General features: G+C 39.7%; 20 protein-coding genes. 16 read left to right on the forward strand and 4 right to left on the reverse strand.

All coding sequences use genetic code 11. The features are described 5' to 3' along the window. The first annotated feature begins 25 nt into the window (after window positions 1-25). The 10 genes from HMPREF1517_RS08715 (at window position 26) to HMPREF1517_RS08760 (ending at window position 9,033) form a co-directional block, all read left to right on the forward strand. Window positions 26-847, forward strand: a complete 822-nt coding sequence (locus HMPREF1517_RS08715; protein WP_037601285.1) for a Cof-type HAD-IIB family hydrolase — start codon at window positions 26-28, stop codon at window positions 845-847. Window positions 848-864: 17 nt separating this feature from the next. Then, window positions 865-1,467, forward strand: coding sequence for a histidine phosphatase family protein (locus HMPREF1517_RS08720; RefSeq protein WP_037601288.1), 603 nt, complete (start codon window positions 865-867; stop codon window positions 1,465-1,467). Next, a complete protein-coding gene (locus HMPREF1517_RS08725; protein ID WP_037601290.1) occupies window positions 1,464-2,072 on the forward strand; it encodes a histidine phosphatase family protein in 609 nt (202 codons plus the stop codon). Before HMPREF1517_RS08720 ends, HMPREF1517_RS08725 begins: the two co-directional genes overlap by 4 nt. Further along, window positions 2,069-2,665 (forward strand): histidine phosphatase family protein, encoded by a 597-nt coding sequence (locus HMPREF1517_RS08730; RefSeq protein ID WP_037601292.1) that lies wholly within the window; start codon window positions 2,069-2,071, stop codon window positions 2,663-2,665. Before HMPREF1517_RS08725 ends, HMPREF1517_RS08730 begins: the two co-directional genes overlap by 4 nt. A 77-nt stretch (window positions 2,666-2,742) precedes the next feature. Next, window positions 2,743-3,879 carry an AI-2E family transporter gene (locus HMPREF1517_RS08735; RefSeq protein WP_037601295.1) on the forward strand — a complete coding sequence of 379 codons (1,137 nt, stop codon included), beginning with the start codon at window positions 2,743-2,745 and terminating at the stop codon, window positions 3,877-3,879. Between the two features lie 126 nt (window positions 3,880-4,005). Further along, a complete protein-coding gene (locus HMPREF1517_RS08740; RefSeq protein WP_037601297.1) occupies window positions 4,006-5,442 on the forward strand; it encodes a glycoside hydrolase family 1 protein in 1,437 nt (478 codons plus the stop codon). 245 nt (window positions 5,443-5,687) lie between these two features. Continuing rightward, window positions 5,688-5,966, forward strand: coding sequence for a phasin family protein (locus tag HMPREF1517_RS08745; protein ID WP_037597772.1), 279 nt, complete (start codon window positions 5,688-5,690; stop codon window positions 5,964-5,966). A gap of 17 nt (window positions 5,967-5,983) precedes the next feature. Further along, the gene (locus tag HMPREF1517_RS08750; RefSeq protein WP_037601300.1) at window positions 5,984-7,561 is read left to right on the forward strand and encodes an ABC1 kinase family protein; all 1,578 of its coding nucleotides are present in this window, start codon (window positions 5,984-5,986) and stop codon (window positions 7,559-7,561) included. Between the two features lie 3 nt (window positions 7,562-7,564). Then, window positions 7,565-8,185, forward strand: coding sequence for an SGNH/GDSL hydrolase family protein (locus tag HMPREF1517_RS08755; protein WP_037601302.1), 621 nt, complete (start codon window positions 7,565-7,567; stop codon window positions 8,183-8,185). Next, entirely contained in the window at window positions 8,182-9,033 is an 852-nt protein-coding gene (locus HMPREF1517_RS08760; protein WP_037601303.1) for a patatin-like phospholipase family protein, read from the forward strand. Before HMPREF1517_RS08755 ends, HMPREF1517_RS08760 begins: the two co-directional genes overlap by 4 nt. 26 nt (window positions 9,034-9,059) lie before the next feature. On the opposite strand, the gene HMPREF1517_RS08765 is transcribed toward HMPREF1517_RS08760, so the two are convergent. Together HMPREF1517_RS08765 and HMPREF1517_RS08770 are read right to left on the reverse strand one after the other, a co-directional pair. Then, window positions 9,060-10,406: a D-alanyl-D-alanine carboxypeptidase gene (locus HMPREF1517_RS08765; protein WP_037601306.1), complete on the reverse strand. Its 1,347-nt coding sequence runs from the start codon at window positions 10,404-10,406 to the stop codon at window positions 9,060-9,062. 230 nt (window positions 10,407-10,636) lie between these two features. Continuing rightward, the gene (locus tag HMPREF1517_RS08770) at window positions 10,637-11,833 is read right to left on the reverse strand and encodes a cation diffusion facilitator family transporter (protein WP_037601307.1); all 1,197 of its coding nucleotides are present in this window, start codon (window positions 11,831-11,833) and stop codon (window positions 10,637-10,639) included. A gap of 213 nt (window positions 11,834-12,046) precedes the next feature. Between HMPREF1517_RS08770 and HMPREF1517_RS08775 the strand changes: the two genes are divergently transcribed. The 3 genes from HMPREF1517_RS08775 (at window position 12,047) to HMPREF1517_RS08785 (ending at window position 16,011) form a co-directional block, all read left to right on the forward strand. Continuing rightward, window positions 12,047-12,700 (forward strand): uracil-DNA glycosylase, encoded by a 654-nt coding sequence (locus tag HMPREF1517_RS08775; protein WP_037601309.1) that lies wholly within the window; start codon window positions 12,047-12,049, stop codon window positions 12,698-12,700. Window positions 12,701-12,719: 19 nt separating this feature from the next. Next, the gene (locus HMPREF1517_RS08780) at window positions 12,720-13,988 is read left to right on the forward strand and encodes a dihydroorotase (protein WP_037601311.1); all 1,269 of its coding nucleotides are present in this window, start codon (window positions 12,720-12,722) and stop codon (window positions 13,986-13,988) included. Between the two features lie 97 nt (window positions 13,989-14,085). After that, window positions 14,086-16,011 (forward strand): DUF2207 domain-containing protein, encoded by a 1,926-nt coding sequence (locus tag HMPREF1517_RS08785; protein ID WP_037601314.1) that lies wholly within the window; start codon window positions 14,086-14,088, stop codon window positions 16,009-16,011. A 172-nt stretch (window positions 16,012-16,183) separates the two neighbouring features. On the opposite strand, the gene HMPREF1517_RS08790 is transcribed toward HMPREF1517_RS08785, so the two are convergent. Then, window positions 16,184-17,473, reverse strand: a complete 1,290-nt coding sequence (locus HMPREF1517_RS08790) for a hypothetical protein (RefSeq protein ID WP_037601319.1) — start codon at window positions 17,471-17,473, stop codon at window positions 16,184-16,186. Then, window positions 17,463-18,455 (reverse strand): hypothetical protein, encoded by a 993-nt coding sequence (locus HMPREF1517_RS08795; protein ID WP_232219573.1) that lies wholly within the window; start codon window positions 18,453-18,455, stop codon window positions 17,463-17,465. Before HMPREF1517_RS08795 ends, HMPREF1517_RS08790 begins: the two co-directional genes overlap by 11 nt. 458 nt (window positions 18,456-18,913) lie before the next feature. On the opposite strand from HMPREF1517_RS08795, the gene HMPREF1517_RS08800 reads away from it, so the two are divergent. From HMPREF1517_RS08800 to HMPREF1517_RS08810, 3 genes are all read left to right on the forward strand, one after another. After that, the gene (locus HMPREF1517_RS08800) at window positions 18,914-19,885 is read left to right on the forward strand and encodes a thiamine pyrophosphate-dependent dehydrogenase E1 component subunit alpha (protein WP_021144192.1); all 972 of its coding nucleotides are present in this window, start codon (window positions 18,914-18,916) and stop codon (window positions 19,883-19,885) included. 24 nt (window positions 19,886-19,909) lie between these two features. Continuing rightward, window positions 19,910-20,908, forward strand: a complete 999-nt coding sequence (locus HMPREF1517_RS08805; RefSeq protein WP_013990622.1) for an alpha-ketoacid dehydrogenase subunit beta — start codon at window positions 19,910-19,912, stop codon at window positions 20,906-20,908. A 236-nt stretch (window positions 20,909-21,144) separates the two neighbouring features. Then, a partial coding sequence (locus HMPREF1517_RS08810) for a biotin/lipoyl-containing protein (RefSeq protein ID WP_037598832.1) occupies window positions 21,145-21,419 on the forward strand: 275 nt, incomplete at its 3' end.

A 21,419-nucleotide genomic window follows, 5' to 3' on the forward strand; every position in this document is an offset into this window, starting at 1 on the left:
GATAAGTTAGTCAAGGAGGTGCTTTATGACCATTAAGGTGATTGCATCAGATATGGATGGAACATTTTTAGACGATAAAGGGAGCTATGATAAGGAGCGTTTTAGTCAGATTTTGGATGCCATGGCTGCGCGTGATATGCACTTTGTTGTTGCCTCAGGTAATAGTATGAGTCGCCTTAAACCGATGTTTGCGGAGACTTTTGACCGCCTGCATTTTGTAGCTGAAAACGGTGGTCAGGTGGTTAGCTATGGCAAGCTTCTGTGTCAAGAGTTCATGGCATTTAATGATGTTGAAAAACTACTAAGATATTTTAATTATGATTTGTTAGATAAACCGACTATATTTAATGGTGCTAAATCTGCTTATATGCTATCAGGAACGAAATTACATTTTGGTAAAGAGATGATAACAGAAGAAGAGCAAGCCGCCATGGAAGCATCCATTCAACGTTTGAATAGGTTGGAGGATTTAGAGGATGATTTCATCAAAATTACCATGTTGCTGAGTCCTGAAGAATCCAATCGTGTTTCAGAGGATTTTAATCGTAATTTTGATGGTAATCTTGTCGCTGTTCCAAGTGGTTTTGGTGCTATTGACTTCATTCAAAAAGGCATGCACAAGGCTTGGGGGCTTAAGCAGCTTCTTAACCATTGGGACTTGAATGAGGCAAATGTTATGGCTTTTGGTGATGGTGACAATGATATTGAGCTCCTGCGTATGGCTAGTCATTCTTATGCGATGGAAAATGCCAGCCCTGCTCTTTTGCAAGTGGCAGACCAAGTAGCACCGCATCATAAGGATCAAGGTGTCTTGACTATCTTAGAAGACTATTTAGGTTTATATTAAAAAAGGGTGGTAAAGAAATGAAATTATATTTAATGCGACATGGTGAGACATTATTTAATACACAAAAGCGTGTTCAGGGATGGTGTGACTCTCCCCTAACTGAAAATGGAATCTGTCAGGCAGAACAAGCTAAGCAGTACTTTGCGAAGAAAGGTATTTCTTTTGATGCTGTCTATTCATCTACGCAAGAGAGAGCAACTGACACGGCAAAGATTGTGGCGCCTGAGTACACTGTAACCCAGATCAAGGGAATTAAAGAAATGAATTTTGGGTCTTTTGAAGCTCAACCAGAGCATCTCCTACCCAAACATCGTCCAGGTTCACGATCCTTTGAAGATCTCTTGGTCCCATATGGTGGCGAAGATATTCGCAAGGTTGGACAGAGAGTTTTAAAGACTGTTTTAGAAAAAGCAGAAGAACACACTAAAGATGGTGCTGAGAATATCCTATTTGTCAGTCATGGGGCGGCTTTATGGGGATTAATCATTACCATGGACTTAGCCTTTCCTGAAGGAGTGCGTTTTGGGAATTGTAATATTTGTGTTTATGATTATAACCAAGGACAATTAGAGCTTCTTCAGGTGATTGATCCGATTTCTGGTTTAGAGGTAACATTATGAAAGAATTTTATTTAATGAGGCATGGAGAAACACGATTTAATGTTCAGCATAGGCTTCAGGGGGTCTGCGATGCCCCTTTGACGGAAGTCGGGATTGAACAGGCTAAAAAAGCTGGTCAATATCTAGCCAAGCAAGAGCCAATTTTTGATCATGTCTTTACGTCAACCTCTGAGAGAGCTAGCGATACTCTAGAAATTGTGACTGGACGAACAGATTATGAAAGACTTAAAGGTCTTAAAGGACAGGATTTTGGTGCTTTTGAAGGGCAGCCAGAGTATCTTACTCCTAAAACCTTACCTGATGGACAAGGCTATGGTGATTACTTCGTTCAATTTGGTGGCGAGAGTACGACCCAGGTCCGGGATCGTATGGAGTTGACGATTAGGGCCATCATGGAGAGTGTAGCCGATGGTTCTAAGTCCTTGCTGGTTAGTCATGGTCCATCTATTTTGCAATTTTGTAGACGTGTTTTAGATCCTGTTCCAGATATTCGTGGTCTTAAAAATTGTTGTATTTTACACTTTACTTATGATCAAGGTCAATTTGAACTGGTCTCAGTTTATAATCCAGTAAAAGAAGAGTATATCTATGGAGGTGAAGAATGACACGATTCTATTTAATGCGACATGGACAAACACTTTTTAACACACTCAATCGAATTCAAGGTTGGTGTGATTCCCCTTTGACTGAAAAAGGTCAGGACCAAGCTCGTCAGGTGCGTGCCTATTTTGAAAAACATGGTTTGAGTTTTGATCAGTATTATTGCACGACTACTGAAAGAGCTTCTGATACGCTTGAATTGGCTACTGGGCGTACTGATTATAAACGTGTTAAGGGACTTAAAGAGATGCACTTCGGTATCTTTGAGGGGCAACCTGAGTATCTTCATCCTAAAATTCAAATTCAGGGGCATTTCGGTGACCATTATGCTCAGTTTGGTGGGGAAAGTCAAGATCAGTTTGTAGAACGAGTGGTTGCGAGTGCTAAGGAAATCGTTGAAAGGCATCCTGAACAATCTGTTTTGGCTGTTAGTCACGCAGGAGCCTTGATGACTTTTCTTCATGCTGTCGAGCCGGAGCGTGCCTTTCAGTCTTGTCCAGGCAATTGCGCCATCTTAGTCTTTGATTATGATGGATCTAACTTTCACTTTGTCAAATTGATTGATCCTTTAACGGATCAAGAGTTCGTGGAATTTTAGTGGCTTTCATGATCAAAGATAGTAAGAAACCCTTTCTTAGTGTATAATGGAAGGGTATTTTAAATTATGGAGTGCCTATGAAATTTACAAAAAATCAGTTCATTTGGTTGGCTGTCCTCTTTTTCAGCTGTTTCTTGATCTATACTTACTGGGAAACAGTTGTTTCAATTTGTAACACCATTTACGTTGCTAGTCAGCCCTTCCTGGTTGGAGCAGGGATTGCCTTTGTGGTAAATATCCTGATGTCTTTTTATGAGAAGCTGCTGGTCAAGTTTATTCCATTTGGTTTTATCGCTAAAATCAAGCGTCCTATTGCTCTGCTCTCGGCATTGGGAACCATTGGTTTGGTCTTTACTTGGGTCGTGTTCACTGTTCTTCCTGATTTGATTGACAGTATCAACACCTTAATTAGTCAAGACCGCTCAGCTATTAATAACTTGATTAATTGGTTGCTTAAAAACAAATCCTTGCAAAAAATTATTCAAGATTTTGGTGGTGTGACACAGGTTAGAGAGCTAATCAATAGCTATAGTGCTCAGTTGCTTCAACAAATCATGAATGGTTTGACCAGTTTCTTGACTTCTTTAACGAGTCTGCCATCAACCTTGATTAATCTTTTTATCAGTATTGTCTTTTCTTGTTATGTCTTAGCTGGAAAAGAGAAACTTGGGAATCAGGTTAATCGTTTGGTAGACGTCTATTTAGGACGTTATGGTAAGACTTTCCACTATGTAGTTGCTATTCTCAATAATCGATTCCGTAATTTCTTCGTCTATCAGTCGCTTGAGGCTTGTATTTTGGGGACCTTGTGTTATATTGGGATGATTATCTTTAATTTCCCATACGCAGCGACTATCTCTATCCTGATTGGTTTTTCAGCAATGATTCCAGTTGTGGGGGCTTATATTGGTGTGACGATTGGTACCATCTTGATTATGACGCACTCTGTAACCTTGGCGCTTTTGTTTGTTGCCTACGTGGTTATTTTGCAGCAGTTTGAAGGGAATCTCATCTATCCTTATGTGGTCGGTGGATCTACCGGACTCCCTGGTATTTGGGTTATCTTCGCAATCACCATAGGTTCTGCCTTGGGTGGTATCTTGGGTATGTTGGTTTCTGTGCCAGTAGCCGCGACCCTATATCAGATTGTTAAAGATAATGTTGTTAGGCGAGAAGAAGCCAAAGCAGCAAATGCTCTTGAAAGTAATGACTAATTCAAACAGACTTCGGTCTGTTTTTTTTTTCGTGCTATAGTATCAGATTCCAATAAGATAGTATAAGTGTAATCGTTTTCTAAGTGTTATACTATTAGTAAATTGAACAATGCAAGGAGATAAAAGATGACATATACATTTCCAAAAGATTTTCTCTGGGGTGGTGCAACAGCTGCCAACCAGTTTGAGGGTGCTTACAACCTAGATGGCAAAGGCTTGTCCGTACAGGATGTAACGCCAAAAGGCGGTGTTCCCTTTGAACCCGGGGCCTTGAATCCTTTGATTACTGACCAACCAACACCAGATAATCTAAAACTAGAAGGTATAGATTTCTATCATCGTTATAAAGAAGACATAGCACTTTTTGCAGAGATGGGCTTTAAGGTCTTTCGTATGTCAATTGCATGGACTCGTATTTTCCCAAATGGTGATGATGCTGAGCCAAATGAAGCTGGCCTAGCCTTCTATGATAAGGTTTTTGATGAATTGGCCAAGTATGGCATCGAACCGCTTGTAACCTTGTCCCACTATGAAACACCACTCAACTTGGCACGTCAGTACAATGGATGGACTAATCGTAAATTAATTGGTTTTTATGAGAATTATGTTCGTACAGTCTTCACACGTTATAAAGATAAGGTCAAATATTGGTTGACCTTTAATGAAGTGAACTCTGTTTTACACGCACCGTTCATGTCAGGTGGGATTGCAACTCCGATGGAAGAGCTCTCTAAACATGATCTTTACCAAGCAGTTCATCATGAGTTAGTCGCTTCGGCTTCAGCAACCAAGATTGGTCATGAAATCAACCCTGACCTTAAGATTGGTTGTATGGTTCTTGCCATGCCAGCTTATGGAATGACAGCTAATCCTTTGGATCAGTTGGCTGTTCACGAGTTTGAAAATCAAAACTATCTCTTCTCAGATATCCATGCGCGTGGGAAATATCCAAACTATATTAAACGCTATTTCAAAGAGAATGATATTGAAATACAATTATCTCCAGGTGATGAAGAAATCTTGAAGAATACCGTTGATTTTATTTCATTCTCATATTATATGTCTGTGGCAACAGCACACAATCCGCAAGACTATAAGGTTGGAAAAGGCAACATCTTAGGTGGTGTCGAAAATCCCTACCTTGAAAAATCTGAATGGGGTTGGGCTATTGATCCAATCGGTCTTCGACTAGTTTTGAATGACTTTTATGATCGATATCAGTTGCCATTGTTTATCGTCGAAAATGGTCTAGGTGCCAAAGATGTTCTCGTTGACAGTCCTGATGGTCCAACAGTTGAAGATGATTATCGTATTGATTACCTTCAAAAACACTTGATTCAAGTTGGCGAAGCCCTTCAAGACGGTGTAGAACTTTGGGGCTATACGACATGGGGGCCAATTGATTTGGTATCAGCTTCAACGGCTGAACTCAGTAAACGTTATGGCTTTATCTACGTTGATCGCAATGATGATGGTAGTGGTAGCTTGGCTCGTTATAAGAAAAAATCATTTGTTTGGTATAAGTCTGTTATCGAAAGTAATGGTGAAGCCCTTTACAAATAGAATATGACTAAGAATCTCAAAAATATTTGAGATTCTTTTTAGTATTAAAGTACAACATTGATATATCTGGGTTTCTGTTTCTACGAGTAAAAATAAAGTATTCCAATACACAATAACTTTGTTTATGTTATTCCACATATTTTCTGAAAAAGTGGTAAAATAAAAGTGTGAAAGCGTTCTTATATTTTCCAAAGAAGTAGCGAGTCTATCTCTTTGCTTTTCCTACTTAGATGGAGGTAATGATAATGAATGATTTGAAAAAAGTTCTCTTAGCTGGAATCGGGTTGACTGCTATGACAGTTGATAAGGCCGATAGCTTTGTCAAAGAGTTGGTTGAAAAGGGGCGTTTGACTGTTGAAGAAGGTAAGGAACTGGAACAAGAGCTCAAACGTCAAAGTAAGGAAGAAGCTCAAGAATTTTTAGCGAAACTTGATGCTAAGAAATCTTCAGTTGAGTATGCGACTAAGGATGATGTGAAACGTCTTGAAGATAAACTTGACGCTTTGCTCAGTCAAAATAAATAAAATGTAAGGAGTCTAAAATGGCTAGTAAACGATTGAGACATGTGTTGAAGGTTTTCTCGTCAGTTGGTCTCCTTTCTTATCGTGAAAAGCATCTTCCTCAAGACCAACAGACAACACCTGTCAAGCTACGCCAAGCCTTTGAGCAATTAGGACCTAGTTTTGTTAAAATTGGTCAAATCCTATCCACGCGCTCTGACCTTTTGCCAGAAAACTATATCAAAGAATTATCAAAGCTCCAGAGCTCAGTTCCTCCCTTGAATAAAGAGGAAGTCATGACTGCCATTAGGCGAGAATTACCTAATGAGCTTTCTGACAGTTTCCTTGATTTTTCGGAAGAGCCCTTAGCTTCTGGTTCTGTAGCTCAGACCCATAGAGCTAGATTATTGTTTGGTCAGGAAGTGATTGTAAAAATCCAGAGACCTGGTATTGATGAGGTCGTAAAGGAAGATATTCAGCTTCTCATTAAGCTTGCACGGCATATACCAAAGCATTTTATCCCCATGGTCGATGTTCAGGAGGTTTTGGAAAATCTGCGTGAAACCTTAATTAAGGAGCTAGATTTCAGGAATGAAGCAGAGGCCATGAAGTGCTTTAAGGCCAATAACAGGGCTGTTGCTTGTCTAGGTGTCCCCGAGGTCTATGATACCTTCACGACACCTCACCTCATAGTTGAAGAGTATATCAATGGGATTCCGCTTAATCACTACAGCCAGCTGATTGAGGCTGGCTATGACTTAGAAGATGTGGGTAAGAAACTTATGCTGTCATTTATCAAGCAGGTCTTCAAAGATGGCTATTTTCATGGTGACCCCCATCCTGGAAATCTGTTAGTATGTGATGGCAAGATTTATTTCATTGATTTTGGAATTATGGGTGAGTTGGAAGTGGGGATGCGTGCGTCCTTAAATGACATCCTGTACAGTTTTACCGCACAAGATGTTGATGGTATGACCAAGGCCATCTTGTCCGTTACACAATTTGATAATGGTCTTAATCGTGCAGTCCTAAGTCAAGATGTAGAGCAAATGTTAGGTCGTTATTCTGGTATTGACTTGGGAAGTCTCTCTATAACAGATTTGTTGCAGGATTTGATGGCTATTTTCCAGAAAAATCATCTTAAAGCCTCCTCTCAAATTACCATTTTGGAGAAGGCTTCGCTTCAAATTGAGGGGATTTTCCGAGAGTTAGCGCCAAATATGGATCTTATGACCCTGGCCAAGGATTACTTCCTAGAAAATATGGGACCTGACATGCTTAAGCAGGCCCTGAATAAAGAGAGTATCTTGATTGAACTCTTTTATCTGATTCGCAATGGGAAGAACATTCCACGTCGTCTGCATCAGCTCTTGGAGCAAATTTTAAACGGACGAATTGTGGTGAACCATGATTTTATTAACTTTTCGGGTCGAATTAAAGTTTTTGAGAAAGTATTAAATAATCTGGTTTTAGCCTTATTGACATTGGGATTTCTACTTTCAGGTGCCCTTTTGGCTAATAAATCAGGTTTTGAAAATCTTGCCTGGCTATTTCTTGGACTTGGAACTTTTCTAGCTTTAATCACAGTAGTGCGTATAATATTTAAGAAAAAAGGATAAAGTATGAATGAAACAACTAGGCCTGAGCTTGTAGCCTATCAAGAAGAGCGTTTAGCCAAATTTGTGAATGAAAATCAAAAGTTAGACAAAGGCCAAATCGTTTTTGCAGGGGACTCCATCACGGAGTTTTTTGCATTGAAAAAATATTTGGGTCGAGAGTTTCCCCTTGTTAACCGTGGGATTGCAGGAACAGACTCGGTTTGGCTTTTAGAACACCTTAAAGAGCAGGTCTTAGATTTGGAACCAAGTAAATTGGTGCTCTTGATTGGCATTAACGACATCGGAAGAGGTTACCCTATTCGAGATATTGTCACTCGTATTTCCGATATTATCATGACAGTTCGTCAGGAATCCCTCTTTACTGAGATCTATTTGCTGAGTGTCTTTCCAGTTAGTGAAGAATCACAGTATGCTTCTAAGGTTAAGATTCGAAATAATACAACTGTACGTGAGCTAAATCAACAATTAGCTGTCCTCCCAGGTGTGACCTATGTTGATCTTTTTGATTACCTTACTGATGACATGGGACAGTTAAATGACAACTATACAACGGATGGTTTGCACTTGAGTCCACAAGGTTATCAAGTCCTTACAGAACCAATCATAAAGGAGATTTTAGAATGAAAGTTGGCTTAGTCCTCGAAGGCGGGGGGATGCGTGGCTTATATACGGCTGGTGTATTAGATGCCTTTTTAGAAGCTGGAATTAAGGTGGATGGCGTTGTTTCGGTATCGGCTGGAGCACTTTTTGGTGTTAATTACCTTTCTAACCAGCCCCAAAGAGCCCTTCGCTACAACAAGCGTTTTATGGGAGACCGTCGCTATATGAGTTTCTGGTCATGGCTGACAACAGGTAACTTCGTTAATAAGGAATTCTCCTATTATAAGGTTCCCATGGAGTTGGACGTTTTTGATCAGGAGGCCTTTGCTGATTCAGGTGTTCCCTTCTATGTGGTCACTACAGATATTGAGACCGGAAAACCAGACTATATCAAGATTGACCATGTCTTTGAGCAAATGGAAGCCCTTCGTGCAAGTTCCGCCCTACCTCTGGTTTCTGAAATTGTCGAGTACAAGGCTAAACGCTACATGGATGGTGGTCTGTCTGATAGTCTCCCTATTGATTTTATGGAAAATTTGGGCTTTGATAAACTCATTGTAGTTCTGACACGTCCTAAAGGCTACCGTAAACAGCCATCTAAAACGAGTAAGCGAATCTACAAGCTCTTTTATCGTAAGTATCCTGAATTTGTCCAAGTGGCTTCAAATCGCCACATCCACTACAATAAGAGTATTGAAAAGATAGAGGCTTTGGAAAAAACTGGAAATCTTTATGCTATCCGTCCAGAACATGCACTTGAAGTTAGTCGTTTGGAGAAGGATCCTGAAAAGTTTGAAGCCATTTATCAAGAAGGATTGGATCAAATGCGTAATGATATGTCTAATCTCAAAACATTTCTTGGAGACAACTAAAAACGTGCTCAGTTGAGCACGTTCTTTTAGTTATTCATTTGTCTTGCTTGACGACGTTCTTTAACTTTTTGACGTCGTCCTTTTTCATTATGGTAAATCAAGTAGAGGAGTCCAACTGGGACAAGACATAGCAACCAGAAATAAACTGGGAGTTGGCTCTTATCTGTTGTTTTAGTAGCCTTTTTATCTTTCTGGTTACTTCCAAAATCGAACCATCCCTTAACTTTAGTTGCCTTAACAGAAGTAGCTTTGATATTAGGTGACACTGTCTTCAGACCATTATCAATGACAATGTGATCATCTTTAACAGAGATTTTAGGGTCTTTACCTTTTTTAACGGTGGCATAGACGTCTTTTTCGACATTGTATTTTTTACCGTCGATTTCTTGTTCACCCTTGCTAAGAACTTTCTTGTAAGAGAAGTCTTTGTACATCTTCTCAACGAGAGCATTACCAAAGGTATGACGAATCTCTTCACCTGTTTGGTCAGACCAATCACCAGAACCCATGATGACAGCAATCATACGTTGATCACCACGCTTGATGGTATCAATATAGTTGAAAGCACCTTCTGGGCTAGATCCTGTCTTCAACCCATCAACCCCATCAATTCCGTATTTGGCACCTGGAATAGAGTAGTTGTAAGTCTCGAAGGTTTCCTCGTAAGGTGTTCCCTTTTTAACAGTGACAACAGGTTTGCTAGTGTACTTGAGAATGTCAGGGTATTTCTTGATGAAGTTATAGGTCATGATAGCCAAATCACGCGCAGTTGTTTGGTTGGTTTGGTTGTTATCATAACGTTGAGGACTGTAGTAACCTTTGAAGGCAACAGCAACGGCACCAGAAGCGTTGAACCATTTGGTATTGGTCATCCCTAGCTCTTTAGATTTCTCATTCATCATGTCTAGCCATTTATCAGGATCATTATTGGTCAAGTAGTTGGCTAGCATCACGGTTGTAACGTTAGAGGAAGGCACCGCTGTCATAGTGATGAGTTCTGAAACGGTATAATCAACACCCGCAACAATCTTGTTGTTTGAAATTTCGTAAATGTCGGCAATAGCTTGGTCGGTTGGAGTAGCTGTAATAACAGTATCTTCAGAAATCTCTCCTTTAGACATAGCTTCAAAGACCAAATAAAGTGTCATGGCCTTAGACATAGAAGCTGGGTCACGCACCTCATCAGCATTTTCTTCCCAGAGGACATCTCCGGTATTTCCATCGATTAAGAGGGTTGACTTGGGGCGATAAGCCTCAGTGGCTTCAGTATAACCAGCAGCGCGTGTAATATCCATCAATTCGTCTGCACTAGACAAACTCGGTGCTAGAGCTAGACAAGCTGCTAAAAGGACGGCAACAATTTTCTTTTTCACAATGTGTCTCCTTTAATATCTATGGGGTTCTGTAGCTGGCAGAACCTATTTTTATCTATTAATATCATTTGCCTGTCAAAACCCTAAATTCGGTAGTGACAAACATCTTCATTATAACATATAAAAGTTAGAGTTTTCCTAACATTTAGTATTTTAATGTAATTTTTAGAATCGATTGAATGTTACACAAAATCTATTTGAAAGCAGAAAAAAACGAGCTTGCTTGCTCGTTACTTTTCATCTTTTATCCTTGTGACTTGGTGGTAAATCATGAACCAGGTTTCATTTCGACGCCAGATACTAGTGTGGAAATTTCCTCCCAACTCATAACTAATTAATTTCGTTTTTTGACTAACAGATGTCATCTTGAAGCTGTCAAAATTATTGAGAAGTGGTTGGTGATTGGCAATGACTTCTTCACGATTGTAGTGGTGACCATTTTCATCGATTAAGTAGAAGTCTGGTGCTAAGAGATTTTCATAGTCAGGAATTTTTGACAGAATAATCTTTTCATTGCGAGAGAGTTTGTGAAGGACATTGCCATAAATTTCATCTTCGGGAATAGCAGCTGGTTCTACATGGACATCAGTGTCATAGACAGAGAAACGCTTGCTGAGAACCTCTTCAATTTGTTCAGTAATGGCATGACTCTCGTAAACAGAGAGGTCAGGATTCATTTCAACCACCATATCAAGATAGACGTTGCTACCATAGGAACGGCCACGCTGCTTCTTAACCTTAGTGACTTTTGGAATCTCAAGAATCGCTTTCTCATAGGCTTTGAGGTTTCTCTCATCGAAACCGTCTGACAAACTAAAGGTTGCTTCCATGAAGATATCATAGGCTGTCTTTAGAATGAAGGAGGTAATGATAATGGCTGTAATATAGTCAATAATCGTGAGGTTGAAGGATGCTGCAACAATGGCGATTGACGTTCCAATAGAAGTTACGGCATCGGAGAGATTATCCTTAGCGGCCGCAATCAAAGCGCTAGATTTCAGCTTTTTAGCAAGTCCTTTATTGTATAAGTAAACGCCACACATGACGATAGCAGAAAGAAGTCCGACGGTTGCACCAAGGGGATCGACTACAGTTTCCTCTCTTAGAAAAATCTTTCGGACTGTTTGAATTAAGACTTGGAAGCCCACCACGAACATGATAAAGGAAGTGACTAGGCTTGATAAGTCTTCAATCTTCCAATGACCAAACCTATGATCTGCATCAGCAGGTTGACTAGCTAGGTGCAATCCAATGAGTAGGGCCACGTTCCCTAAAATATCTGACAAGTTATTGAAACCATCGGCAATCAAAGAGCTAGAATTTAAAAAGTGTCCAGCTAGAAGTTTTGCAATGGTAAGAAGAAGGTAGGCAGCGATGCTGACAATGGGACCTCGTCTGGCTGCTCTTAAATTTTCATACGTAGTCATAGGGTTACCTTTTCTGTTAAAATACAAGTTTAAATTATAGCATAAAACTATAACGAGTTAAAGGTTGTAAGCCCTTTAAACTTATGGAGTAATGTATTTTTAAAACTTGATAAGAAATGCTTCGTAATCATGCTGTTTTTTCAGTATTTTCCGAATATTCCCTACAAATTATGGTATAATTTAGGGTGTAAAACAGTCTAAAAAGAGGTTTTTATGGAACATTCGACATGGCACAAGCTTCTGAAAGAGGAGCTGCCGGACCATTATTTTTCAAAGATAAATCAGTTTATGGACCAGGTTTATAGCCAGGGGACAGTTTATCCGCCGCGTGACAAGGTTTTTAATGCCTTGTTGGAGACTCCGTTTGAAGAAGTGCGGGTGGTAATCCTTGGTCAGGACCCTTACCATGGGCCTAATCAGGCTCAAGGTTTGTCATTTTCAGTACCTGAGACGATTCCAGCTCCCCCTTCTTTGCTTAATATTCTCAAAGAATTGGGGGAGGATCTTGGTCCTAGAAGTCATCATGATTTAACAAGCTGGGCCGAGCAAGGGGTGCTATTACTTAATGCCTGTCTGACTGTTCCAGCTGGTCAGGCAAATGGACATGCTGGTCAGATTTGGGAACCTTTTACAGATGCTGTTATTAAGATTCTTAATCAAAAGGATACTCCTGTTGTCTTTATACTTTGGGGCGGCTATGCTCGTAAGAAGAAAGCGCTAGTGACCAATCCTAAGCATGCCATTATTGAGAGTGCCCATCCTAGTCCTTTGTCGGCCTATCGCGGTTTTTTTGGCAGCAAGCCTTTTTCAAAAGCCAATGCCTACCTTGTATCTCAAGGCCAATCCCCAATTGATTGGTTGAAGTAAAATAGAAAGTTGGAAGATTATGTTACTGATTAAAAATGGTCGCGTTGTAGACCCTAAATCTGGTTTGGATACGCAAGCTGATGTTCTTGTTGATGGTAAAAAAGTCGTTAAGATTGCTGAAAATATCGAAGCTGGAGATGCTCAAGTCATCGATGCGACTGGTCTTGTGGTTGCTCCTGGCTTGGTTGATATCCATGTTCACTTCCGTGAGCCGGGTCAAACTCATAAGGAAGACATCCATACTGGTGCCTTGGCAGCAGCAGCTGGTGGTTTTACAACGGTTGTAATGATGGCTAACACTAATCCAACGATTTCAGATAAGGAAACCTTGGAGGAGGTCTTGACTTCGGCAGCAAAGGAAAATATCCATGTTAAGTCTGTTGCGACTATTACTAAGAATTTTGATGGTGAAAACATCACTGATTTCAAGGGTTTGCTTGAAGCCGGTGCTGTCGGATTCTCAGATGATGGTATTCCATTGACCAATGCTGGTATTGTCAAAGAAGCCATGGAGCTAGCTAAGGAGAATAATACCTTCATCAGCCTTCACGAGGAGGATCCTGATCTAAATGGTATTCTCGGTTTCAATGAAAATATTGCTAAAAAAGAATTCCATATTTGTGGGGCAACTGGTGTAGCTGAGTACAGTATGATTGCGCGTGATGTCATGATTGCTTATGATACACAAGCACATGTTCATATTCAACACTTGTCAAAAGCAGAATCTGTAAAAGTGGTTGAATTTGCTCAAAAACTTGGAGCTCAAGTTACTGCCGAAGTGGCACCGCAGCATTTCTCTAAGACTGAAGACCTCTTGCTCTCAAAAGGTGCTAATGCCAAGATGAACCCACCACTTCGTTTGGAATCTGACCGTCAGGCCGTTATCGAAGGGTTGAAATCTGGAGTTATCTCAGTTATTGCCACAGACCACGCGCCACACCATGCCGATGAAAAGAATGTCGATGATGTGACTAAAGCACCATCAGGAATGACTGGTCTTGAAACGTCTCTATCTCTTGGATTGACCTACTTGGTTGATGCAGGTCACTTAAGCTTGACTGAACTCTTGAAAGTAATGACTAGCAACCCATCTGATCTTTATGGCTTCGATGCCGGTTATTTGGCTGAAAATGGACCAGCTGACCTTGTAATCTTTGCGGACAAAGAAAAACGTCAGGTCACAGCAGACTTTAAGTCTAAAGCAGCCAATTCACCATTTGTGGGCGAAGAGCTTACGGGTAGTGTTAAATATACTATCTGTGACGGTGAGATTGTTTATCAAGCCTAAGTTTTCGCCCCTTCTTATTTGAGAAACCGAATGAAATTGTTATGGTTTTGTCTATTGCTATTTCTTTTGGTTTTAGGGCTAGCAGTAAGGAGAGAATATGAAGAAATTTTTGATTTGGCTTGGTTGTTTAATAGCTTTTATAGTCCCCGTAATTTCTGTTAAAGCTGATGATGTTAGTTACCGTATCCCTTCGTACAAAGGGCATCTAAGTATTTCGGATAATAGTAGTGCTACATTTACGCAGGAAATTACTTATGATTTTGAGAGTGATTACCATGGGCAGTATGTCACATTAGGTAGTGCAAAGCCAGTTCCAGATGGTTTTTACATTAGTGGTAATCCAACGGTAACAGCGACAGTAAATGGCCAAACCAAACCCTATGTTAAGGTTGAAGCATCAGAATTATCAGATGGAACTAAGCTGAAAGTTTACAACCAGGGGCATAGTGGTGATAAAGTTGTTCTTAAGGTTACTTGGCAAATTAGTCGTATTTTAAATCTTTATTCTGATGTTGCTGTCCTCAATTGGTTTCCGATTTCCGATTGGGATAAGTCTATTGGTCATGTTGATTTTACTGTTGATGGTTTAGATTCCAATAAGGGTGAGCTATATGCTCATGCAGGATTCTTTCAAAAAAATCCTCAGGTTCAAAGGACGGATGAAGGCTATAATATTCAGTTTGATAATTTTCCTGCAAAGGGAAAACTCGAACTTCATGCTTATTGGCCTATGACAGCGAGTCTAAAATCTAAAAATTCCACTAATATCATCGATAGTTCAGCTAAAGATAAATTCCTAAAACAGGAAAATGATATTGTGAGAAATAGAAAGATTTATCACATCATTTTCTATGGTCTTTTTCCAGGACTTCTCCTCGTCTTGTTTGTTATAGCAATCGTTTTATATAGTTCAGTCTTGAGAAGCACGAGACCACCACGTTTCCCAAAGGATAGTAGACTTTATGACATTCCTCAAAATCTAGCTCCTCTTGTTCTTGCTCAGAACGTCTACAACCAACGATTTGACATTAGTGGTCTGAATAGTGTGACTTACCCAATATCCTTTAACCATATGGTTCAAGCGACGATACTGGATCTTATAGATAGAGGAAACTTATCCTTTAGTCAATCAACGGAAGAGCCAATTCTTGAATTTGTTAAAAGGGATGGTTTAGCTGATTTTGAATTAGCTTTTATTGAGATGCTTTTTGATGGTCAAAGTCAAGTCAAAGAGAAAGATATGTTCTCACGATACTATATTAACGAAGATGAAATTGAAAGTCAGTATAAAAAAGCTAAAAATAGGACAGAAAGAGATAAGCTTCGTTCTATAGGTAGAAATATTAGAAGTCTGTTTTTAGAAGATGCTACAAGGGTTACCCAAGGTGTCGAAAATCAAGAAAAGCAACTCGGATTACCAAGCCTGTATAGGCAGCTTACACCTTCAGAATCTCATTTATCTTCAGTGGCGAACATAATGTTTATATCTCTTTATGTACTCATTGCTATTGGTTTCTTCCTTCTCTCAATCGGTTTCTCCTCTAATTTATCCCTTTTATATTTACTCATTTTCTTCCCAGTTATTACCATGCATCTTATTTATCGTCTTCAAATCAATGGGCGGGCAAACGGGTGCCTTGTTCCAGAAAACTCGGATATTTATTATCAATGGCATAGTTTTAACAACATGATTAAGAGTATCGGGCAGTTTAATCAAGCGGAATTACAATCCATTGTTTTATGGAATCGTATTCTAGTTTATGCGACACTTTATGGAGAGGCCAAGAAAGTCAGTGATGTTCTGAAACGTTACAACATTCACCTTAGCAATCCATCTTTAGACGCTTTTACTTATTCACCTGTATCTTTTGCAATGCTATACAATTCAACTGCATTGCAAAACTATGTTTCTGCTTCAGATACCGTAAGTAACTTCTCTATTAACTCAAGTAGTGGTAGTGGAGGCTTTAGTGGCGGTGGCTTCTCTGGGGGCGGAGGAGGCGGTGGCGGCGGTGCCTTCTAAACCCCACCTATCCATCGTAGAATATTAGCAGAAAACGTCACTCAGGTTTGTAAACTGGGTGTCCTTGTTTAGCACGAGGATTATCTGGTTTACCTCCTCTCATTTCAAGATATTTTAGTAAGAAGATATATGAGGTTGCAAAAAAAGAGCCATTGGCTCTTTTTCTTATCGTTTAATAACCAGGTTCAAAGATTTCAATAATTTGAGTCAGATAACCTGCATTTAAACCGATACGATAGTCAACATTTGGCAAACTCTTTACTAAATCATTCAGTTCTTTATCTTTGCTAACCTTTTCAGCCAAAACTGGTAATTCAACAACAAGGAGTTGTGAGTGATCTAGTTGAAGGTAACTACTATTGACCTTGACATCAGGACGAAGTAGTTTAAATATCGCTCTTTCCGAAGCTTGGAGCAGTTGATATAAATCGAGGTCAGATAAAGGAATCTCACCAAACTGAGGACTGATGTTTATAGCAATATCAATATGAGCAGCTCGCATTTCTAAAATGCGGTTAGAGAGGAAACTAGATATTATTGGATTGCTAAGCCTATCTAAGTTTTCTTGAGTCTCTGGATTACCAATGCTAGCATTGTCCGTTTTATAAATCTCAAGTAAACTAGTAGCTTTGGCAGTATCTTCATTTTCCAAGGCAAGAGAAACCTCCTTGAGATTTTTCTTGAATAAGTCGAAGGACGTTTGCTTTTGCATAATAATCTGGATAAAGGATTTGCTATAGTTAGTCATAGTACCCAACAATTTATGACGTTCTTTGTTCAGTCTATCGATAGATTGTTGGTGGACAGCCTGGTTCCAATTGTAAAAATCCCATAGTAGTAGGGCAATATAGAGAACTAAGATAACAGAACTATTAGGACTGACCTTGAAAACTATTTCAAATAAATTTTTAGGGTTATTTGCTGTTGGAAGAATACTGTTAAGACCATGGATAACAGTAAAGAAGACATAATAGACAGCTAGGAAGGCAGTGCTTCGCAACCAGTTACGTCTAGCCCAAGCTTCGTCAAGACTACTCATCTGATTTAGGTCTACGGCGAAGATTTTAAGCATTAGGTAAATGATTAATGGTGCTAAGATGTAGGTCAAGATATGTAAGTTAGTGTTGAGGGTAATATCACCTTTGATATGTAAGACGTGAGGGATAATGACAATTGAAAGTAGTCGTGTTGCCATATCAAAAAGGATAGTTGGATAAAAAGCGTAAAGCAATCGATGATAGAAAGAACGCTCTTTGACAAGGGCCAAATCGGCAACAAGGAAGAAAAGCGGGTCCACAACGATTTTTACGAGACTAAAATAGGACGCTGCAGCTACATAGGACAAAAATAGAAGTAAAAGGTGTCCTCGTAGTGGCTTAATCTTAGACATAGTCTGGTAGAGGTACCAAATAGAAATGAAACTAACGGCCTGTAAGAGGGGATTGATAATATTAGTAATCATTGTAACCTCCTTTAGTCATGTCAATTTCAATTTGTAAGCGATAAATCCCAGCACGTGTATTTGAAACAATGTTAACGTTTGGATAAGTAGATAGAATAGTATTGACGCGTTTTAGTTCAGGATCAGAGAAATCAGATGTAATAGCTGAATATTCTTTAGTGCTTGAACTTTCAACGACAAAGTGTTGACTATCCTCATCCTTAAAATAAGCATAGCTAAGGTATTTCTGTTCACTATCTTGTGCTTGGTCAATGACATGATCCAAGATAGTTGATAGGACATATACCCAGTCTAAAGGATTAATAGGATAGACGGTAATAGGTTCTGGGACCTCCATACTAACCCAAACATCCAGTTCTTTTGCCTTTAGAAATTTAGCTTCAAAGAGTACCTGTAAATCTGGCAGTTTAATATTTTCTAGTTTGTCTCGATAAAAATGATCAATCTTCTTATCTAGCGGATTCGGTGTCAGCAAGTAGTCAATTAACTCCTGAGCTTCCTCATTTTGTTGAAAACGGATGATATCGTAGAGGTTTTCAGCTTCGTCTTTGATGAAGAGCTCTTGGCTAGTCTTTTTCTGGTACCAGGTATTGATGTTCTGACTTGATTTTTGAAGAAGGAGAGAATGTTCCTCTTGGGCTGCTTGTGTTTGAGCATTGAGGTCTTTTCTATAGAGATTAACCTGCTTAGATAGAATCAGAGCAGTAATGATAAGAAAGGCAATGGTAAAGTGAATGTCTGTTGAAACGAGTTCAGAAGCAAAGTAAATAAAGGCTAAGCTACAAAGAGCGACAGACGTTGACCTGTACCATGGTCTTGCTTTATCAATTTGCATCATTCGAGAGTAGTCCACCTGAAGAAGGGCACTTTGTGCAAACCAAAGTAAAAAAGCAAGAAAGAGAATAAAGGGACCAGCAAAATAGTAATCCAAGACTGCAGGGAAAAAGATTGGAATAATCAGGAAAATGACCAATCTTACCATTAAGGCAAAGGTGAAAGGTATGAAGAAAGTCTCCAAAATGGTATGTCTTAGATTTTTGTAGGATTTGGTAGCTAGAAAGAGTACAAGTGCAATAAAACCGGATTTTGGATAAAAAATGCCAAAATAACTAGAGGCAAAAATTGCTATACCAGCTAAAATAATAATCCAGTACCTAAGCGGCCTTTGCGTGGTCAACTTGAAGATAATAATTTGTAAAATAAAAGCTATACATGCCGTAAGCCCGTGAATTATGACATCACTCAATATCAAATATTCTCCTATTCGGGTAAAATCTATATAATCATACCATTATACCATATCGCAAACAAAAAGAGCATACGAATTGTCTATAAGTGATAAGCATGTAAGGCTTTTCATTTTTCAAGCATATTTCTTGCCCATTAAGTTTTTTTAACCTATCCTAGATGTATAGAAAAATTTCGATAGAGGAGATCGATATGGTAAAACTTTCTAAAGAGACACATCTTGAGATGTTCACTAAAATGGAACGTATTCGTGAATTTGATTCACGTATTAATAAATTGGTTCGTCGTGGTTTTGTTCAAGGAATGACTCACTTTTCAGTTGGTGAGGAAGCAGCCAACGTTGGGGCTGTTCAACACTTGAGCTATGACGATATCTTCTTTTCAAATCACCGTGGTCACGGACAATCTATCGCCCAAGACATGGATTTGAATAAAATGATGGCGGAGCTTGCAGGTAAGGCGACAGGTGTTTCTAAGGGCCGTGGTGGTTCTATGCACTTGGCTGACTTTGAAAAAGGTAACTACGGAACTAACGGTATTGTTGGTGGTGGTTATGCTCTTGCCGTAGGTGCAGCTCTCACTCAGCAATACAAAGAAACAGGAAATATTGTTGTGGCCTTTTCAGGAGATGGTGCAACTAATGAAGGCTCATTCCATGAGTCAGTCAATATGGCAGCTACTTGGAAATTGCCGGTTATCTTCTTTATCATCAATAACCGTTATGGTATCTCAATGGATATTCATAAAGCTACAAACACACCTCACCTTTATACACGTGCGGAAGCTTATGGTATTCCTGGTTTCTACTGTGAAGATGGTAACGATGTTTTGGCTGTATACGAAACAATGGGCAAGGCTGTTGAGCATGTCCGTGGTGGCAACGGTCCCGCTATCGTTGAGGTAGAATCTTACCGTTGGTTTGGTCACTCAACTGCTGATGCAGGTGTTTACCGTACTAAGGAAGAAGTTGACGAGTGGAAGAACAATAACGACCCAATTATTAAATACCGTGACTATCTCGTTTCTGAAAATATCGCAAGCGCTGAAGAGTTAGATGCTATCCAAAGCCAAGTTAAGGCAGAGGTTGATGCAGCTTATGAGTTCGCCCAAAATAGCCCAGATCCAGAACTTTCAGTTGCCTTTGAAGATGTATGGGTAGACTAAAGAGAAAGGTTGAGGAATACAAGTATGAGTGAAACAAAATTGATGGCCTTGCGTGAGGCAGTAAACCTTGCTATGAGCGAGGAGATGCGTAAAGACGAAAACATCTTCCTTATGGGTGAAGATGTTGGTATCTATGGTGGTGACTTCGGTACATCAGTTGGGATGTTGGCAGAGTTTGGTGAAAAACGTGTTAAAGATACACCAATTTCAGAGGCAGCTATCGCTGGTGCAGCTGTTGGATCTGCCATCACAGGTCTTCGTCCAATCGTTGACTTGACTTTCATGGACTTCATCACGATTGCCCTTGATGCTATCGTTAATAATGGTGCAAAAAACAACTACATGTTTGGTGGTGGTTTGAAGACTCCTGTAACCTTCCGTGTAGCTTCTGGTTCAGGGATTGGTTCTGCGGCACAGCACTCACAATCTCTTGAGTCATGGTTGACTCACATTCCAGGGATTAAAGTCGTTGCTCCAGGTAATGCTAACGACGCTAAAGGTCTTTTGAAATCTGCTATTCAGGACAATAACATTGTTATCTTCATGGAACCAAAAGCACTTTACGGTAAGAAAGAGGAAGTGACTCAAGATCCTGATTTCTACATTCCACTTGGAAAAGGTGAAATCAAGCGTGAAGGGACTGACCTTACTATTGTCACATATGGTCGTATGTTGGAACGTGTTCTTAAGGCTGCTGAAGAAGTGGCTGAACAAGGTATTAACGTTGAGGTCGTTGACCCACGTACGCTTATCCCACTTGATAAGGAATTGATTTTCGAGTCAGTTAAGAAGACTGGTAAACTGATGCTGGTCAATGATGCATATAAGACTGGTGGGTTCATCGGTGAGATTGCTGCTATGGTTACTGAAAGTGAAGCATTTGATTACCTTGACCACCCAATTGTACGTTTAGCAAGTGAAGATGTGCCTGTACCTTATGCGCGTGTCTTGGAACAAGCGGTTCTTCCAGATGTTGAAAAGATTAAGGCTGCTATTATCAAGATGGCCAATAAAGGAAACTAACTTTCTAGCGACGGTTAAGTGATATGTCTCGCTAGTAAAATGTGTTTCTTGTTTTAACTGTGAGAGTATCGGAAAATATAATTTAAAGTAGAAAGGAGGGGGCGTTAAAGCGTTTGAGTTGATTTGAACTCAAACGAAATGCTTCGGAATTTAGATAGTTTTATTTGTGTGCAAGCACACTAAATGTAAAACTCCTAAAACTCTGTCGCATTTTAGCGTTCTTAGTATCATAAAATATGGCTTTTGAGATTATTATGCCAAAGCTTGGTGTGGACATGCAGGAAGGCGAAATCATCGAGTGGAAGAAACAAGAGGGTGATGTGGTTAATGAGGGGGATATCCTTCTTGAAATCATGTCAGATAAAACGAACATGGAACTTGAAGCAGAAGATTCTGGTGTTCTTTTGAAGATTACCCGTCAGGCTGGTGAAACAGTACCAGTTACTGAGGTTATTGGTTATATTGGAGCAGAGGGTGAAGTTGTGGCTGATAATGCTGCCAGTGCACCTGT

Source organism: Streptococcus sp. ACS2 (assembly GCF_000525585.1).
Lineage (GTDB): Bacteria > Bacillota > Bacilli > Lactobacillales > Streptococcaceae > Streptococcus.

Coding starts and splice junctions, on each gene's coding strand:
- HMPREF1517_RS08755 (WP_037601302.1), top strand. CDS start 7,565: ATGAATGAAACAACTAGGCCTGAGCTTGTAGCCTATCAAGAAGAGCGT.
- HMPREF1517_RS08715 (WP_037601285.1), top strand. CDS start 26: ATGACCATTAAGGTGATTGCATCAGATATGGATGGAACATTTTTAGAC.
- HMPREF1517_RS08795 (WP_232219573.1), bottom strand. CDS start 18,455: ATGGTAAGATTGGTCATTTTCCTGATTATTCCAATCTTTTTCCCTGCA.
- HMPREF1517_RS08750 (WP_037601300.1), top strand. CDS start 5,984: ATGGCTAGTAAACGATTGAGACATGTGTTGAAGGTTTTCTCGTCAGTT.
- HMPREF1517_RS08805 (WP_013990622.1), top strand. CDS start 19,910: ATGAGTGAAACAAAATTGATGGCCTTGCGTGAGGCAGTAAACCTTGCT.
- HMPREF1517_RS08740 (WP_037601297.1), top strand. CDS start 4,006: ATGACATATACATTTCCAAAAGATTTTCTCTGGGGTGGTGCAACAGCT.
- HMPREF1517_RS08760 (WP_037601303.1), top strand. CDS start 8,182: ATGAAAGTTGGCTTAGTCCTCGAAGGCGGGGGGATGCGTGGCTTATAT.
- HMPREF1517_RS08720 (WP_037601288.1), top strand. CDS start 865: ATGAAATTATATTTAATGCGACATGGTGAGACATTATTTAATACACAA.
- HMPREF1517_RS08790 (WP_037601319.1), bottom strand. CDS start 17,473: ATGATTACTAATATTATCAATCCCCTCTTACAGGCCGTTAGTTTCATT.
- HMPREF1517_RS08780 (WP_037601311.1), top strand. CDS start 12,720: ATGTTACTGATTAAAAATGGTCGCGTTGTAGACCCTAAATCTGGTTTG.
- HMPREF1517_RS08800 (WP_021144192.1), top strand. CDS start 18,914: ATGGTAAAACTTTCTAAAGAGACACATCTTGAGATGTTCACTAAAATG.
- HMPREF1517_RS08770 (WP_037601307.1), bottom strand. CDS start 11,833: ATGACTACGTATGAAAATTTAAGAGCAGCCAGACGAGGTCCCATTGTC.
- HMPREF1517_RS08745 (WP_037597772.1), top strand. CDS start 5,688: ATGAATGATTTGAAAAAAGTTCTCTTAGCTGGAATCGGGTTGACTGCT.
- HMPREF1517_RS08785 (WP_037601314.1), top strand. CDS start 14,086: ATGAAGAAATTTTTGATTTGGCTTGGTTGTTTAATAGCTTTTATAGTC.
- HMPREF1517_RS08775 (WP_037601309.1), top strand. CDS start 12,047: ATGGAACATTCGACATGGCACAAGCTTCTGAAAGAGGAGCTGCCGGAC.
- HMPREF1517_RS08735 (WP_037601295.1), top strand. CDS start 2,743: ATGAAATTTACAAAAAATCAGTTCATTTGGTTGGCTGTCCTCTTTTTC.
- HMPREF1517_RS08725 (WP_037601290.1), top strand. CDS start 1,464: ATGAAAGAATTTTATTTAATGAGGCATGGAGAAACACGATTTAATGTT.
- HMPREF1517_RS08730 (WP_037601292.1), top strand. CDS start 2,069: ATGACACGATTCTATTTAATGCGACATGGACAAACACTTTTTAACACA.